This window comes from Bacteroides xylanisolvens XB1A (assembly GCF_000210075.1).
Taxonomy (GTDB): domain Bacteria; phylum Bacteroidota; class Bacteroidia; order Bacteroidales; family Bacteroidaceae; genus Bacteroides; species Bacteroides xylanisolvens.
This window is the reverse complement of sequence record NC_021017.1, coordinates 400,254-419,100: the sequence shown is the minus strand read 5'-3', so window position 1 is coordinate 419,100 and position 18,847 is coordinate 400,254. Positions and strand designations below refer to the sequence as shown.

Genomic DNA, 18,847 nt, shown 5'->3' with positions numbered 1-18,847 from the left:
ATGAGGAACCGTTAATCAAGGACTACTCCACTAACTAATTAACAATGTATTATAAATGATAGGTAACAATTCTTTCTTCGGGTGAATCGATCCAGAGGCGCCATACTCCTTCCGACACTTTCTCCGGTGTTCCGATATTTGCTTTAGGTGGACGACGGCTTTTGATGGTCAGATAGCCTTTCCCTTCTGTTGCTTTCACTTTCATCGTTTTGCTGTTCATATAGACATGGATATTGCCATTTGGAGTGGGGACAGTGCCTTCCATCCATTTCAATCCTCCCAACACAGGAGCAATAGCAAACTCTTTATATCCTTCTTTTACAGGTTTCACTCCCAGATAATATTTGCCCAACAGGTAGATAGGACTCGCTCCCCAGGCATGGCACAAACTCTTTCCATAAGGACGGCCATACATGGCAAGATGTTGCGTTCCGGTTTCTTCCGGGTTATATTTTTCCCAGAAGGAGGTAGCACCTTCCTTTAACATTCCTCCCCAATAGGCTTTCATTTCTTTCATTACAGCATCCTGTTCGCCAAGAGCACAAAGTGCTTCCAGTTCGTAAAAACGCATATAGGGAGTCGTTATTTTCAGAATACTGTCATTCAGCAGAACAGACTGTTTAATGGCTTGTTGCTTATCTTCATTCAAATATTGAAAGAAGACAGAAAACATATTCGCATAGCGGGTGACCGCATCACTTTGCTGACCGTTGACACAGTTATGTACAAATGCCTGTTTCTGATTATTCCAGAAGGCAGGTTCTAACTTTGCTTTCAAAGCAGCAGCCAGTTTCTCGTATTTCTGTTTGCCATTGGCATCTCCAACCAATTCCGCACACAAAGCCATCGTTTCCAGACTTCTGCAAAATAAGATTTGTTCAAAAGAGAGTTCGCCTTTTTTATCCAGATAGCCGTCTGCCCAGTCCACAAATACCCAGTCACCGGTCATACCTTCTACCATGCCATTCTTATTGGTACGTCCCAACACGTAATCCATCATTGTTTGCATACGTGGATACAGTTGGTTGACAAAATGGCGGTCGCCACTATACATATAATAGTCATATACGCTAAGGAACCAGTAGAAAGTATAGTCCATGATTGTATTACTGTGGCTGGTTACAGGATCCTTGCCACGAAGTAACCAGATTGTACGTTTGACGGATTCGTTATCAAAGAAAAGATAATAATTCATCAAATAACTTTGGATGGCATCGCCACTCCATACCCAACGGTCACGTTTGATACCGTCAATGAAGAATTCGCGGGTAGTGAGATGCATGGTGTATGCGCCAACTTCCCAAATACGATTCAGTTCTTCATCATTGCAACGAAAATTTCCACGGTATTCTTCAGGAAGATATTCATATTGCATGGAGACTTCTCCAATCTGTACACCCGGCTCGTGAGTTACATAGACATAGCGGAAGGCTTTACTGTTCTCCAATGTATATTCGTTTTCAGAATTACTCAAAGGAGAAGTGCTGCGGATGGCGAGGTCGGTCACTTGTCCCGGTTCGAGCAAGAGTTTGTCTAATGTTTCGCAATATGCTTTATCTTTTGCTTCTTCCGGGCTTTCACCATAATAAATTTCTATTTTTCCTTTTCCGGAAAGATTCTTCAATGTGATAAATCCGAATGTTTCTTTTCCAAAATCATAAAGGATACCTCCTTCAGACTGTTCTGACTTCGTAACAGGTTGCTGCGGTTCATGCATCAGACTGAATTGGGAAGGACGTTGGGTAGCTCCGTCAAAGTTCCAGCATCCAGCATCCATATAGATAGTGGCAGATGTGTCACTGGCTTTTCCGCTCTCGTCAATCCATTCTTTATCTTCGTAAGTCACACGCCAGGAAGAGTCTGAATTCACTGTTTTTCCCTTCACATAAATAGTGGGAGGAGTAGCCTGATTCCAGACTTTAATGTTCAGATTATGTTTTCCGGCCGGAAGCAACATGGTTTCCGGCATACCGAACTGGAGCTTTCCATCCAGTTTGACGTTGTACTTTCCTTCGGCAGCAATAAAGATTTCTTCCGGCTCGGAAAGATTCAGTTGCTTGCTGAATTCTACGACAACATAATGACTGTCCGTTTTCCAAAAAGGAGGAAAAAATGCACCTCGTTCCGTACGACGGTTATTCATTTGATTTCCCAGCCAGATTTCGTAGTCTCCCGGATACCATATCCAGGTCTGGGCAAATGTGCTGCTTGCCAAAGACAAGGCACTAAGCAATATCATATATTTCTTTTTCATTTTTCTTTCTATTACTAACAAACTGAATCATAAGAAATAATTCGTTCCACAGTGGTTGACGTTTAGTTCCACATCTGTTTCCCTTTAGTTCTACAATTGTTTTCCTTTAGTTCCATATCTGTGGAACGAATCACGTATTACAGTTAAATGACTTGTCAATACCTACTGAATATTTAGTAAATCCTTATATCCTGCTTCCAGTCCCGCACGTTCACGAATAACACTATCCACTTTCGGGCCATTGTTTTCCCATACATTTCCCGGACCATTGGCATTTTGCAGATACTTCTCTCCTTCTGTCCAATTATCACGTACAGTAATAAAGGAAGAACCTTCATCCGTATAAAGATAGAACCAGTGATTAGGATCGTGTACATACCCCGGCTTATAAATACTATGCACGCAATTCTCCGTTACATAACTTTTCGGCTGCGAACCGAGTGTGTAAATACCTGCCACATCATACATGTGTTTCGCATAATGATGAATCAGATTGGCATGTACTCTGTTATTACGCATACAATTCACAGTTTGCGTCCATCCCCAACCAAGGCTGATGCCACTATAAGGCACTTCACTGATTTCATTATGTTCGATATTGACGTCCCCTACATATCCCGCAGCAATGGCAAGGCATCCCCAATCTTCATTGCCTATTTCCGTGAAATAGCAATTATTGATATGTTGCTGTGTGCATACTTCCCGACGGTCAGCAGGGTCGTATGGCAAATGCGTTTCATGGGCAGCCGGAGAAAAACTGCCGACTAACAGACCATTTCCGGCAATATCGCGGAAGAGACAGCCACGAACAACACCGCCTTGCACCGCTTCTTCATAATCCAATCCGGTTGAGCCTAAATGCTCGAACCGGCAACGCTCGAAATCAATCTGCCTTGCAGCAACCACACGAACAGCAGCTGCGGGACGTCCCAACCATCCTTGGTTATCCAACGGATGATTCAAGTAGTTCCGTTGCATTTTCGGATCAATCCGGTAACCATCTGTCAGATACATACCTGCCTGAAGAGGTACATGTCCTTTTTCTGACGGACGCATCCACGTAGTATAGGAAAAAGTAATTTTCTCGAAACGAATATGACACACAGGACGATCCAAAGTTCCTTCCACCCGTACTAATGTCTCAACAGCAGGCACGATCACTTCCGCCTCCTGCATCTTCTCTCCTTCCCGTGGATAATAATATACTTTACGGGCATCTATATCATGATACCATTCTCCGGGTACATCCTGCAATTCGCGGGCATTTGTCAGATAGAAAGCAGAATTATGTCCGTCCGTCGTCACCATCGGACGCGGCCAGGGATGCTCAAACTGAATCCGGCTTTCCGGTTGATGAAAACGTATTGCCGCGCTATCTCCCTGCACTTCAACTGAACGAATCCGAAGATTGGCAACACACCACATCTGGTGTAATACCATCTCGGCATATTTAGCTTTCAAATTCCCTTTATTATCAATAAGTCTGCGAATGGAAACTGCAGGTACATAAAGAATTTCATTCTTCTCATCCACACTGCAAATGCGATTCATCTTTTCGAAATCTTCCACATCACGGGCACGAACTGCCTTTTTTCCATTCACCCACAACTGGCGGAAATCCAATGGACGTCCTTTAAATGCCGGGACATCTGCTACCCAAACTTTCCCTTGCTTCTTCCAGCCATTTATGCTGATTCCCCCACTCAATATCACCTTTTCATCGCCTACCGAACGAATGACTGTGGGCGATTCCTTGGTTCCGCTATCTTCCGGACGGATAAAAGCCGGTTCATAGAAGGCATACGTTCCACCTTCCATATAGATTGTGATTCCACCTTGAATACGGTTATCCTCTGTCCTGCGCCATTCTCGTGCTTGTCGCAAGGCAGAAGTCAGCGTGGCTTTAGGAGATTGACGAGTTCCGTCGTTGAAGTCACTGCCCTTGGGAGAAATCCATATCTCACCGGCCAATAGCCAGTGACTGCACAAGATACATATAGCCGTTAAAAATAACTTTTTCATGATTTTTTTCATTTCTGTATACTAAACAATCCGGATTATCTGGCAAGAGGCATCCATACAGTCATTTCTCCCTTTCCTCTGTTTCCCCAGGCATAATAAGGAATCAAGCGGATATTTACTGTCTTTTCAGCCTGAACAACCGGCCGGTAAAGCACTCCTTCCCACGAAGTTGCAGATGCCAGACGTGCCATTCCTTCAAGTGCAACAATCGGACTGCCTTCAATTGTGATTTTTTTCGGAGTTAGTTTTATATCAGCGGGAATCAATACGTTATCAATCTTTTCCCCGTTTGCAATATCCATACTTTCCAGACAGTAAACCAACGGTCCGCGCTTCACAACCGCCTGATTACGAATCTCCTCTGCTAACGGATGGGCTTCGAGCAAACGGACAGGCATATCCATCACCAGCTCCACTACATCCCCCTTCTTCCATGTACGATTTACTTCCGCATACGAATTTGCCTTTGCATTGGTTTGCAGCGGCTGTCCATTCACCGTGAGCGTAGCCTTTTCGCACCATTCAGGAATACGCAAGAAGAGCGAGAAAGCACCCGCCTTACGAGGAACTCTATCCAACGTTACACGTACCTTTCCTTCCCAGGGATAATCCGTCTCTTGTGTTAATGCCAGCTCTCCTTTGTCTTTCCAAGTCGTAGTCAGCGTATTTGCACCATACAAGTTACAGTAAATGCCTTCCGGACTCAATGTGTAGGCGTAATTCTGTGCCTGACACAATGTACGCAATGTATTCGGCGGGCAGCAGAAACAACTGATATATTCCGTCCGTTCTTTCGGCCAGCGAAGCGTGTAAGGAAGATCGGCACTGATACGAAGTGGATTGGTATAGAAATATTTCTTTCCGTCCAGACTGATACCGCTCAATACACTATTATAAAGACAAGTCTCTACAAGATCAGCATATTTCGCATCCCCTGTCACTTCCAGCATACGCCAGTTGAAAAGCATATTTCCGATATTGGCACATGTTTCATTGTGCGCTGTACTATTCGGCAACTGATAAGGACGTCCGTAGCTCTGATGTACCTTCTGAATACTATCCGGCTCATAGCAAGTCCCGTCCGGTGACGTTCCATCATAAAGAGCACCACAAGCTCCGGTCACGTACATCTTCCGGGTGACAATATCATTCCAGATACTAGTCAGATTTTTCATCAATTGCTGTTCGCCTGTCTCGGCATATACATCCGCTACTCCTGCATACAGATAATTTGCACGTACGGCATGCCCCATTGCACGATACTGGTCACGGAAAGGAATACGATCCTGATTATCATCCGTTCCGTTTTCCACCATACCGCGAATATCAATCAGGTTCTTCGAAAGTTCCAGATAACGGGGATTTCCTGTGGCACGATACATTTCGACCACTCCCATATAATGTGAAGGGCAAATGGCATTACGAGCCAGTTCGGCAGAAGCCGTTTCGTAAAAGTGGCAAAGAAAATCCGTTGCTTTTACGGCAGCATCAAAAAGAGTAGTCTTTCCGGTGGCACGACGATGCACAATACCCGCCATCATCAGGTGTCCCAAGTTATATGTCTCAAAGTTCAGCCGATTGGCAAAAGCTCCTTTTTCATTCTCGTCACCTACTTTCGTTCCGATGACCGTTTGTTTATGCTGATCCCCTAATGCATGAGAGTCAATACCTTTATTCAGTTCTTCGATAACAACAGGCGTATGTATATAACCGTCTGCACGTTGGGCTTTTACGACACAAGTAATAAAGTTATCCATTAACTTATCCAGTTCCAGATCTTTATTGACAGCATAGACAGAAGCCACACCTTCCATCCACTTATACATATCTCCGTCATGGAACGGAGGTCCCCAATGTTCACCCTTGCACACACCGGCAGCAATCTCAAAATTACGGAAACCGTGAGAGATCTCCGGCGTGTTCCAAGTGTTCCACATACTTTGCAGGGAAGTCCGGCTAAATACCTGAAAGCGATCTCCCCAGAATCCATCTGTCCAATGTACGGCACTGATTCCGGTATTCGCCATCTTCGCAAAACGGCTCTGACTCATATCCGTCAATCCATTGCTTTGCGCAAGTGCTCCCGTAACGGAGGCGGAAGCTAAAAGAAGTAACAGTTTTATCTGTTTCATTAATATGGATAATTTAAAATTTACACAATATCTTTATAAAAAGACGTGATTATCCGTATTTTGTACTCAATAAAACGAAAGCGAAGATTGCTAAGCAACCCTCGCTTTCAGTAAAAAAAGATCTGTATTAATCTTTATTTCTTATTTATCAGGTGTATAATTCAACTCCGCCTTTCTCGCCTGCGAATGTTGAAATTGTCGTGCAACCTTATACTCATGTCCGTCTTTTAATAAATAACTCCCTGTCTGCTTAAACCAAAAACCGACATTCGCATCTATACATTGCTGCCGGATATCCAATACCCACTCGTAGTCACATACTCGGACTTCTTTGCCTGACTCTCCTCCTGCAACTACCTGTTCCACCCACTCTCCCAGCTCACCTCTGAAATCAATCCGACTAAGAAGCGGCTCGCAGATAATGATTTTATGTTTAATAGAGATTTCTTTATAAATAGGTAAACGATAATCCACTCTATCTTGGTTCTCCATCGTGCAGCAGATGGTCACATTGTCATAGCCATCTCCCCAATCGGGAGGCAGACACTGTTGCAACCGGTCTATCCGCTTAGTGATAAAGAGGAAACGAAGATCCTGCCGTATCCGCATCATCTCCCACGCTTCGGCACGCCATTCATCCGCATCTTCAATGAGAAAATCTGAAGTAAAACAGGTATATACCAAATTCCCCGAAGGTATCTTATACGTACCATTCTTTTTACGCTGCAAGGGTAAATCGAATTTTTCTGTCTTTGTCACCACCGAACTGTCTTTTCCATATTTACCATCCGTCCGATATACATAGCAATGACGGCAGCCCTCACTCAATTTGTGACAGCCGTGCCAAAGATTCCACATTGAAGCTTTTTCACCCATCTCCTTTTTTCTTCAAAAAATATATTTAATATTACATATACATAATTATAAAAAGAGTGCACCTTATTCTTTATCAGAAAAAAGGTGCACCAAAACACAAACAAAACAAACAATAGAGCGACCTTCACAGGCAGCCGATCCACGAGGGATCTTTATCTTAATCTGCCCATCTTGACAAGGGCAACATTCACATTTTCAGATCATGTAATTCAGAGCATCACAGCAGAAATTTTCGCCCTCATGCTGCTTATATGTCATATACAAATATTATTATACAATTTGCTCTATTAAACCCGATGTCACTTTACAAAGATAACACTATTCTATGTATTTCTATGAAAATGCCCAAAAAGAATTATTCTTTTTCTCATTCCAAACTTTAGCTATAAGCCAAAACATACAAGCTGAATGTCTAATATCCATCATTTCACATATCGCTCCAGCCCTTCCTGCAGGAACTCCATATATTTTGGAATATCTTCATTATATGCATACGACTTATTCAACGGATTACCATCATTATCCAGCAATACATAAAAAGGTTGGGCATTTGCTCCAAACTTCACCCGTTGCAGATAGCTCCATTTATCGCCTACTGTTCGTAAAGTGCGTTCCGTTCCATTCTCCACAACATTTATAGGCTCATTCAATGGAGTTTTATCATCCACATACAAAGAGATAAGTACATACTCATCATTGATGATACCACCCACTTTACTATCTGTCCATACAGCCGTCTCCATCTTACGACAATTCACACAACCATATCCGGTAAAATCAATCATCACAGGCATTCCCTGTTGTCGTGCATACTCCATACCTATTTCATAATCCTTGAATTTGGGGTGGACCTCATTCGAATATAAATTAAAGTCCTGTGTCATCACAGGAGGAGCAAATGCACTGACAGCTTTCAAAGGTGCCCCCCAAAGTCCGGGAATCATATATACAGCAAATGCTAAAGAAACAAGCGCAAGAAAGAAGCGCCCCACGCCTACCCTGTTTTCATCACCGTCATGCGGAAACTTGATCTTTTCCAACAGATATAACCCCATTAGTCCGAAAATCACAATCCATAACGCAAGGAAGGTTTCCCTATCCAAGATTCTCCAACCATAGGCTAAGTCCGCAACCGACAAAAATTTCAAAGCAAAAGCCAGTTCCAGAAAGCCCAATGTCACTTTAATTACATTCATCCACCCTCCTGACTTAGGCATTGATTTCAGCCACGAAGGAAAAGAGCAAACAGTGTGAATGGTAAAGCCAAAGCGATGGCAAAGCCTAACATTCCGATAGCAGGAGCAATCACGCTACCTGTCGTAGAAACCTGTACGAGCAGAAAGCCGATAATCGGCCCTGTGCAAGAGAAAGACACCAGAGATAACGTAAACGCCATCAAAAAAATACTTAATAGGCCACTCGTCGCTTCCGCTTTGCTGTCCACTGCATTGCTCCATTTAGAAGGTAAAGTAAGTTCAAATGCCCCAAAGAAAGAAGCTGCAAAAACAACCAACATCAGGAAGAAAAGGATGTTGAATACGGCATTTGTTGATAAAGCGTTCAATGCACTGGCACCAAATATTAAAGTAATTGCTAATCCCAGTGTTACATAAATCACGACAATTGAAGCACCATAAGTCCATGCATCCCGAATCCCTTTCTTCTTATCCTTGTTTCTTTTCAGGAAAAAACTCACAGTCATAGGAATAATCGGCCATACGCAGGGAGTGAACAAAGCCAATAATCCGCCAAGAAATCCAGTGACAAAGACATACAACCAAGATTTATCCTCTTGAGAATGTTCTTCACCTAACACTTGCAATTCATTGATTACCGGTTTCCAAAGATCACTTTCCGATTGCTTCTCTACCACATTTACCGGAGCCTCTTCTTTCCCTTTTGCAACTATTAAATCTGCTTCTGCTTTTTTCCCATATTTAAAAGGAATTTGAGTCGGAGGTAAACAGCTCTCATCGTTACAAGCTCCAAACTCCAGAAACCCATCCATAAAGTAATCATTTCCTGTAAATTTCACTTTTTGGATAAACTGTACCGTATCTTCAAAATAGCGCACATTCATCTCGAACATCTTATCATAGATGCTGATTTCTTTTCCAACAGGTTGCAATTTACCCATTGTTTCTACATGATTACTCGCATTGATGTTGAAAGTAGCGGAAATAGGCCCATCATCCCCTAGCCCGGTCGAATACACATGCCATCCTTTCTCTATCGAAGCAGTAAACACGATTTCCGCTTCCGTTTCAGATGTCATTTTCAACTCATTTTTGAACTTTACAGGCTCTTTGATTTGTGCTTGTATATTCCCGATTGTGTACCAACTCAATAATAAAAATAAAATAATTCTCATTTTTCTAAGTTCTAAATTATAATCTATTATACAACAAATTTATTTCACTGTTCATATTCTATTGTGGTCGTTGGTCCCTTATATCTTTCAGCATCTCTATATATTCTGGAGAAGGATTCTTATTAGAAGTATCTGCATTTGATGGCGGGGGTATCACTTTGATGAATAAGAAGATACAGAATATTACCCAAATAAGATTTATTGCTAAAAAAATCCAAACTTGTTTCATACGTTGTCGTTGTTTTTCTTTAGTTTCATTACGATATTTATCAGCAATAGACAAATATCGTCCATCGCTAACAAATAATCTATGAGCAGCAAAAGTGAATATAACAGCCAAAAGTATACCTAACTCTTCATTGTTTTGTACTTCCAATGAATGTAATACTCCAACTATTGGGCCAACAAAAACAAAAGTAAACAATGAGGTCGGTAGTAATAACCCTGCTACTTCTGGCGACCGCTTTTCTCCCCACAATCTAAGCTGCCATATATATGTTCGATAAAACAGATATTCATATATCTCATATATTTGTTTAAGTATATTCATTCTCAATACATTTATGAAGCAAAATGGGGATGCTCTCACTAACACCTTATCGAGAAGCATCCCCTTTAACTTAAGAGAAAATTTATTTCACAAGAGATTTAGTCTTACTAATATAAGTTTTCTACTTCCGGCTTGTTGTAAATGAGCGAGCCAAAAGTTCCCGCAGGGCGTTTCAAAGGTACAGATGGTACTCTGATGATTTCATCTTTTGAAGAACGTGTCAAACCAGCTCTTCCACTACGTTTCACAGGTTCTCCTGTAGTCGGATCCACCCCTTGAACATCGCATAGTGCCCAATATAATGGATAATTGAAATCAAAATTGTCCCAATCTCCGAAAGCATAAGGGAATACATTATCAATATCATCTTCATAGCTTGAGTTTTGATTATTCAACATGACATCCGGGTCAATACCGTCAGCATAATCTCCCCAGTCTTTTGCATTGAAAGAACGGAAAGTAATTGGAGCAAATTCATAATATTTATTTCCATATTTATATTCTTGCACTTCCATTCCTACGTTCTTTCCTTCCGTGCGGCTACCAAATAATTTCACAGGAAAATCTATGCCTCTTAATCCACTAATTATCAATTCACTGGCGGAAGCCGTTTCTTCCGAACAGATGATTCTTACAGATTTAAGATTTAGATCATCACCATCTCCAAAACGGATATATTCATCTGCACCGGAATTACGTTGCATTCTCATAAATACATTCGAACGATGTGATGTACCAGCGATAGAAGCGGCTAAATAACGAGCTAATTCAACAGAACCTCCATTGTTAAAACGTAAATCCAAAATCAAATCTGTGATGCCCTCTGTCTTGAACTGTTGAATTACATATTTCAAATCTTCCTCAAAATTCAAATCAAAACCTAGATAAACTAAATAACCGATATTGAATTTATTCTCTTTTTTGTCTTTGATAAACATTGAATTCAAGATAGGACTATTATTGTAACTACCAGTGGTTAATGTAGTAGTTCCATCCACCAAATCATAGCCGCCCCGGTTTTCATCAAAGATTTTACGCCTGTAGCCGATCTTAAAAGTTTCACCTCCACCTGCATAAAACAAAGTGCTCATATATTGCTGGTAATTACTCTTATTCAAAGTCGTACCATTCACAGCAACAATTACATCCCCCCGTCTCAATCCGGCTTTTTCAGCAGGAGATTCTAGATATACATATCCAATGGCTAATCCAATAGTTGTTTTATCCGGCATGTAAGAAGAGAAAAACGTTCCAAGTCCCGATCCTACAACACTTGTTGCACGAGTATTTGCACGAGTTCTACTGGAACCAGTTTCCATAATATAAGAATAGATATAACGCTTGCCTGCATTGACTGAAAATGCACGATAAGTTCCGCCATCCTCAATATTAGTTTTCATTGGTAAAAGATAAGTTGACAGAAAATTATCATAAGAAACCGATGCATAATCTACATCTAGTGTATTATATTCTTCTTTAAAGAGATAATGTTCCTTCAAATATTTATCCATATACTCATTAAGAGCTAGATCTTCTGCTGCTCCGGATCCTCCTCCTTGTGTGATAGTACATACTGTAACAGGAGTTTTATATCCCTCCACTTGCACAACCACAGTCAATACTCGCTCTTTTCCGGATTCGTTTTTATTAATTTTCACCTTTAATCCCCCTTTACCGGCAGCAGAGTTACCACTGGTATTAGTTATAGCAGCCCAATCTGCTCCTGTAGAATATTGCAAAGAAGGAGTCCATTTTCCAGAAGCCGTAAACGAAATCTCAACAGTCTCTCCATAAATAGAAGCCGTCTTTTCCGTTTCAGTACCAATCGCAGTGATTCCATTATCAGTATCACCGACATCTCCCCCGTCGTCGCTATCCGAACAATTACTGAAAGCAATCAGACACAAGGCAAGCAATACTATACTATAAAAGCTATTAAATAAGTTTTTCATCTATCATTATTATTAAATTAGAAAAATTAAAAAGATTATTGTGCCGGAGCTTCTACTACGGTTTTAGAAACCTCATAAAAACGTCCTTCTTCGTCCATCCAGGTTACATTGATATTAGTAGGTAATGTTCCATAAACACTTCCTGAATAAGTAGTTGTTTGTTTTACTCCGTTTTTCATTACATACCTGATTTGTTCATCATACATACCAGTCAGATAATCTGCCGGTCCGGCAAATACATAAAATACTTTGCAGGCAGCCTTAGGTTTCACAGTGTAAGAAACGGTATAGAACTTATCCTTTTCTATCTTGTCAATCGTCACTTCCGGCACACTGGCATTCCATAAATCCGGGTCTCTGTCTTTTCGCACGTAAGTAGGCTTCGCACTGGTGTATTCCTTCTTTGTTATGGTTGAAGAAGGGTTACCATCAGTATCAACTGCTATCATGAACAATACATATTCCGAATTAAATGCTATGTCCTCGATCACCAGTTGATGATTTTTCAGTTCAGCAGCAACAATTTCAGTAACATTATCATTCATAATTAATGCTTGTTTTACCATTTCTTCATTTCCCCAATACGGATAGCTTTTGAAATCACTCAATTTCATGTGAACATAACGGAACTTTTCCGGATTTCCAGTCGGGGTCAACGTTAAAGTCGTAGACACAGTTCCTGCCTCTATTGACACATCTACCGAAATTGATGAATTATAAGATATTTCTTTGGAATCAGCCTGTACTTTGACTAATGACCCGAGCTGCCCTTTCTCATTTAATGCTACTGCAATAAAAAAGCCTTTTGTTCCCGGTTCTAAAGAGGCTCTTTCAAAGTTTTCTACCTCTTTGGAAGAATCTCCATTTTTAATAAGATAGGAAATAACTTCCTTGTCGGTACCATAATTTGCCAGAGTTTGCTCCTTCATATAAGAATAATAGAACTTATAACAGTCAGTTCCGGGAGTAATAGTCGCACTTACACTTGAAACCGTAGTAACAACACTATTAATATTTATCGTCGCTGTCCCATCATACGTCAACGCAGGCACAGGAATCTCCACAGCTACCAGTTCTTCTGTTTTATACCCTTTTTCTTCTTTATAAGGAATAGCCCAAAGTACATACGTTGTTCCAGGTATTACCTTTGGAAGAAAATCTAACACCTTACCTTCCAACGGTCCGTTATAATCCGAATATTGTTTGGTTCCTCCCCCATAAGCCAGATCTTCAATCACTCTTTCAGGTGAATAATTCGGCTTATCTAAAATCCCTGTATAATAAACGTCGCAACCCTTTCTGATTGCAAAAACCGTTGCACCTTCAAACGTTATATCCGAAACCTTCAGTTCTACTGTTGCAGCAGTCTTAATCACGCTGGCAATCACGTCATCAGGCAAATATTCACTACCAGCTTCAGATGGAGGTACTGCCCAAATCATATATGTCTTTCCGGCTTCAGGATCCTTACCTATCAGTTCTGCCAATGGAACTTTATCAAGAGCTGCTGTCTTCATGTACATACGGGCAGCATATCCGTTCACTAATTCAGCTACGGCCTCTGCACTATATTCATTAATTTCCAGCACTCCCAAATAATACATTTCTACACCATTCGTCAAAGTAGTAGAAATCGTTTGACCTTCAACAGATATAGTAACAGGAGCCTCACCTATTATCACCGGAATCTCCGAGATTATGCTTTGCCCATTAGACGCAACAGCCATTATTGCCACTTTGCCCCCCGTTTCTGCATACTGATTCTCTGCAACAGGAGCAATAATAGTCAATCCCTTTCCTGTCAATGAAGCTTTCCAACCGTCAGGCTTTGTTACGGTATACTTAGAAATACCACTCATTTCAACCGAAATCAGTTTCTCCTCACCGTTTGCAAAATATTGTTTTCCCGATAATATTTCACATTTCAATTCCTTAGATTTCGACAACTTTAATATTGTGCCATCTTTCAGAGTGAAATATGCATAATCATCATCCTGACTTACTCCACTGAAAAGAGAGGTATCCCCCGTCCCTTCGCCGGATGCATACACACCCGTAGGTTCCCAAGTCTTTCCACCGTCTGTCGAAATCTCCCACTCTTTTGTATTCGTATTAATGCGAATTTTAGGAGCAGCAGCCGTCACGGGCATCATATTCCCTTCTCCATCTTTCAGGAATGTCTTCTTGCCGTCTGTACTGGTTATTCCCCAATAATAAACGCCATCTTCTTCGTTTTTTATCACAGTTATTTGCGGAGCATCTTCTCCGTTTTCACCATTACGAATAGTTACTTCCGTCTTATCTGAAAACTTAATTGTATAACTTCCGTCTTCATTCTCCAACACAGAAGCAATTGATTTATTTTGAGATAAAGCATCAGTCAGCGTCTTCAATGTGGAAATATCAGTTTGTACACTTTGCAAAGAAGCTTCTAACTTATCCATGCGATCTTCCAAACCGGAAATCGAATTCTTCAAATCATCGTCATTATAACATGACGAAAATGTCATAACACATACAGCCAGGAAACACATACATTTTCCTATGCCACCTAAAAATTGATTTCTTCTCATACCCATAAAAAGTTTAATGATTAGAGAAAAACCGCACGATAGATTTACACACTATCGTGCGGTAAATTAGTTTTGCCGATGTTTATTTGGAGTGAGGATGTTTACCTAATTTCTTCAAATCAAGATAAATAACACTTTCACTTCTCATGACTCCCGGAGTATTCACTTTCACTTGTTCATTAACAATCAATTTTGCAGGAACCCGGTTATCTTTCTTCACTACTTGAGGTTTCGCTATTCCCTTTATTCCTTTTTTCAATTTCGGAGCATCGGGGAATAATACGGAAGGATCAGTAATAATACCTTTTTCTTTATCATAGAATACTGTATAAAGGTCGCCAATTACTTCATTTCCATCAGCATCGGCACCAATAGGCACACATAAAGCAACCAGTCGTTTGGCTTCACTTGTCTTATCATACGATTGAGTAGTTGAGTTGACACCTGATAAACCATAATCCAGACAATGCTCTTTCCATACATCCATACATTCCTGATAAGTATAATCACCACTTGCGGAATAGTTATCTTCTGTAATGGTATAATATAGTTTGGCAACATCCTTCACAATAGAATACTGAACTGTAAAGTTATTCAAATCACTCATATAGGCATTCAGTTGCATCGTTGGATTCGGCCCTGCTATAATAGCTTCAGTCGTCGCTTTCACAATCTTCACATCTGTCAATACGCCATCCCAGTCTTCTGCCATATAAGCGAATGTGTATTCCGTTCCAGGATCCAAACCGGTCCATTTAAAATTTTCTACTCCTCCATTCGCATTCGCAGCCCATATATTTGAATTTTCTGACATCAGATATTTAATCAGTTCAGCCTTATTACCTTCTTCAAGTAAATCCGGTGTCATAATGTATTGGTGATAATATACTGCCGCTTCCTGATTATAAGTATAAGTTAATTTCAGGCTTGTCCGTCCCGGATCGGAAATGGTAATATCTATCGTAGCTTTAGATGCTCCCGGATTATCCATTACTCGTGCTTTGGTAGAAAAAGTTTCCGTCTTCACTTCTGATAATTGTCCATATCCATTACGCCCCACATAAGCAACAACATAAGAACCATTCGGATCAAGAGCATGTTGGTAATCTGTAGTTGCATACGAGCCTTCCTGACTGAAATTTATATTCTTAATCCCCCATCCTTCTTGATCTAAAGCTTGTGCAAGTGCCGTCATTGTTGCTTCATCGGCATTTTCATAAGGTGCCCAGTCAGCAGCACTGAATATACGATAAAACATGGCATAACAAGTTTTCTCCATTTTTACATCCATGTTAACAATAGAGGCCCCCGTCTTTGTGATCTTCAGATCGCATTTCGCTTCTTTGGCACCATCAGGAATTTCTTTCAATTGGAAATCCTGTCGTACATAATCTCCTTTATTCTTATTCTCATCCAGTCCGATAGTAGTAGCTGTAAATTTTCTTTCCGAATCGGCATTATACCCAAAATCAACTATATATAATAATTCTTCTTCAGGTACCTGTGCATCTTCTGATGTCTGTGTCCAGTGTCTCATAAAATCGATATACATATTCTGTCCATAAGCTTCAATAAACGCATCGATAGGTTCGGAATCCGCACAGAACTGATAGAAATACTTGCAATCCTCATTGGGGACATATTGAATGGCAGCTGCCTGATAACTTGCTTTAACATCAATTTCAACACGAGGATGGCCTGCTACATCTCCTGAAGGAGTTTTCAAATAACAGATTTTCATATCAGCCGGATTTTGTCCGCCTTCATCATTACACCCTACCGTTATAATCAAATATTCTGCTCCCGGCACAATCTCCGATTGAGCATATTTGGAATTTGTCCAGTCAAACTCTGTATTCGGGTAACTATCTCCTAATGTTTTCCTGTTGAAAGTATAAGCACCGGCACCCTCCGAATTATAGAGAGCTTTCAGAATCAAATCTTCGATTTCTTCTTCACTTGCACCTGAACCGCCACTTTCAAATAAGTAGTTATACATACGACATAAAGGATAAACATCCAAACGATAAGATTGCACCTTATCTCCCGGGGTACATTCAAACACAAAGTTGTTGGTAGTTTTGCTAGTCACTTTGATGCCTACCCCACGTTCACCACCATCCACTTCGTTTTCTACCCATCTGATTGGAGTTGGTACAGGAGGAAGTGGTACATCCGGGGTCACCGGCACGTCAGGTTCCACAGCAGGTTCATCCTTATCCGAACACGATAGCACCATAGGGCTTATAACTAACACCAGCCCTAATAAAAATAATAAGCTAATTAATTTCTTCTTCATAATTCTAAGTGATAAATGTGATTAATCATTTACATATTCATAATCGGCATTGCCGTTTATTGCTTCGCAAACAGCCAAATTGTTTACATAGCCGTTTTCATCCATTACTAATGCATAAAAAGAAAGATTCTCTGCTTTCCATGTATCGTCTAATGCCACAGTATACTCCTTTACTTCTTCCTTATCTTCTGCAATTTGTCCCAGTTTGTCACCTTCTACAGAAGCAGAAAGTAATTTGCGGACTACATGATTATGTGTATAGTCCCGATAGTTGCCTCCGTCATTCTGCTGATACTTCAATCCATTTTCAACAACATACAATACCAGGCGGTAATCAGCCGTTTTCTCCGAAGTCACTTTCACAGTAACTTTAGCTTCGGAATCAACCTCATTATAAACAGAACTGATAGCTACTCCGCAATGAGCAGGGTATTTCTCCAAAGACTCATTAAATATAGCCCGCATGACACTATAGTTTTCAGATAGCCCCATTGTCCCACGCATATCAACCACACATGAAGGATAACCGGAGATAGCAAACTTTCTGGAAAGAATCGATGACTGTTCAATTGTCATTGGATCGGCACTTGTCCCATCAACATGAAATGACATCAGATAAACAATTCCCTCGTAACTCGAACTTATCAAATAATTCAGACGGGTCATTCCTGCCGGACACATGGCGCACCATGTTCCGGTGAACTCCATTGCGCAGATGCGTCTCACAAAATTGGATACTGTACCTGATGTACTTTTTGCAACTACTGTTATCAATTTGGATACATAGTTGCCATAAGATGCCTCAAAAGCGTAGGTTCCGGCTTTAGAAGTAGAAAAGGTATTTCCATCCAAAGTTTGTCCGTCCATCACGGAACGGATGATTGCATCAGCAGTTACATCTATTCCCGCATGTATTACCGTAAAGGTTATAATATCCTTTCCGTCCGCAGTCAACGTATTTTTATCGACGCTCAAAATCACTTCCGTCTGCTCCGAATCATCGGAATTGCCTGAACAAGAAATCCAGCATATTCCCACACAGCACATACAGACCAGCAATATTATTTTATAGACATTTATACACATAACTCTTCTTTATTCGTTATACAAGTAATCTGCTGATTCTCCAAGTTTACACTCATTTACATTGTTACACGTATAAGTCTTTCCTCCATCCAAAGTTGTCAGCATCGACACTATCACACGCATATTATCCACATTCCATCCCGGTTCCAACTGATAAGATCGTTGCATGGTAGATTCCACTCCCGCATTTACTTCCCCATTAAAACGGTCGCCGTTCAATGATGTGGACACCACTGCGCGCACCACATTATTATGCGTATAATCATTCGCGCCATTCGTTTGAAAGTATTTGATTCCATCCTCTACCAGATAAATCAAACAACGATAAGTGTTTGTTACGTTGGAAGTTAATTTGCCAGTAATCTTCACTGTACGGTCAGAAGCATTATACACAGACTCAACAGCTACCCCACAAGAAGCCGGATAGTTACTTAATTCTTTCTGAAGCTCTTCTTCAATCTGGCTCTTGATACTGATCATTTCTTTAGTACCCTTACGCAGATTGTAAAAGAAACGAGGCAGTCCCGAGAAATTACCGAGAATATTAGTCCGGTAATTATTGGTAGCTGCTGTACTCATGGGATCCGTCATTCCTCCGAAATCCATGTGGAAAGAAGCGATAGCCAATCGCCCCGGTTGTTCAGTCTGAATTGCTTTCAATGTAGTGCTAAGCGCCGGACAGGCCTGGCACCCGACAGAAGTAAACTGCATCCCCAGTAATTTATGATAATA

Annotated in this window: 10 protein-coding genes and 1 pseudogene; all 11 read right to left on the bottom strand. The window is 40.9% G+C overall.

Annotated elements, in window-relative coordinates; genetic code table 11:
- Positions 1–49: 49 nt before the first annotated feature.
- Positions 50–2,254: an alpha-L-rhamnosidase-related protein gene (locus BXY_RS01725; RefSeq protein WP_015531066.1), complete on the bottom strand. Its 2,205-nt coding sequence runs from the start codon at positions 2,252–2,254 to the stop codon at positions 50–52.
- Between the two features lie 162 nt (positions 2,255–2,416).
- Positions 2,417–4,276 (bottom strand): right-handed parallel beta-helix repeat-containing protein, encoded by a 1,860-nt coding sequence (locus BXY_RS01720; protein ID WP_117684336.1) that lies wholly within the window; start codon positions 4,274–4,276, stop codon positions 2,417–2,419.
- A 35-nt stretch (positions 4,277–4,311) separates the two neighbouring features.
- Complete coding sequence (locus BXY_RS01715) at positions 4,312–6,408, bottom strand: aceric acid hydrolase (protein ID WP_015531064.1); 2,097 nt, start codon at positions 6,406–6,408, stop codon at positions 4,312–4,314.
- A gap of 141 nt (positions 6,409–6,549) precedes the next feature.
- The gene (locus tag BXY_RS01710) at positions 6,550–7,284 is read right to left on the bottom strand and encodes a DUF5131 family protein (RefSeq protein ID WP_008640452.1); all 735 of its coding nucleotides are present in this window, start codon (positions 7,282–7,284) and stop codon (positions 6,550–6,552) included.
- Between the two features lie 422 nt (positions 7,285–7,706).
- Positions 7,707–9,655, bottom strand: a pseudogene (locus BXY_RS01705) (cytochrome c biogenesis protein CcdA).
- Positions 9,656–9,713: 58 nt separating this feature from the next.
- Positions 9,714–10,205 (bottom strand): hypothetical protein, encoded by a 492-nt coding sequence (locus BXY_RS01700; RefSeq protein WP_008640454.1) that lies wholly within the window; start codon positions 10,203–10,205, stop codon positions 9,714–9,716.
- Positions 10,206–10,312: 107 nt separating this feature from the next.
- Positions 10,313–12,157 carry a S41 family peptidase gene (locus tag BXY_RS01695; protein ID WP_008640455.1) on the bottom strand — a complete coding sequence of 615 codons (1,845 nt, stop codon included), beginning with the start codon at positions 12,155–12,157 and terminating at the stop codon, positions 10,313–10,315.
- A gap of 35 nt (positions 12,158–12,192) precedes the next feature.
- Positions 12,193–14,736 (bottom strand): PL29 family lyase N-terminal domain-containing protein, encoded by a 2,544-nt coding sequence (locus BXY_RS01690; RefSeq protein ID WP_120143579.1) that lies wholly within the window; start codon positions 14,734–14,736, stop codon positions 12,193–12,195.
- A gap of 76 nt (positions 14,737–14,812) precedes the next feature.
- A complete protein-coding gene (locus BXY_RS01685) occupies positions 14,813–17,029 on the bottom strand; it encodes a hypothetical protein (protein WP_008640459.1) in 2,217 nt (738 codons plus the stop codon).
- Between the two features lie 21 nt (positions 17,030–17,050).
- Complete coding sequence (locus BXY_RS01680) at positions 17,051–18,115, bottom strand: Omp28-related outer membrane protein (RefSeq protein ID WP_032841695.1); 1,065 nt, start codon at positions 18,113–18,115, stop codon at positions 17,051–17,053.
- Positions 18,116–18,124: 9 nt separating this feature from the next.
- Positions 18,125–18,847: Omp28-related outer membrane protein (locus tag BXY_RS01675; RefSeq protein ID WP_208946711.1), on the bottom strand; the 723-nt coding region annotated here is incomplete at its 5' end.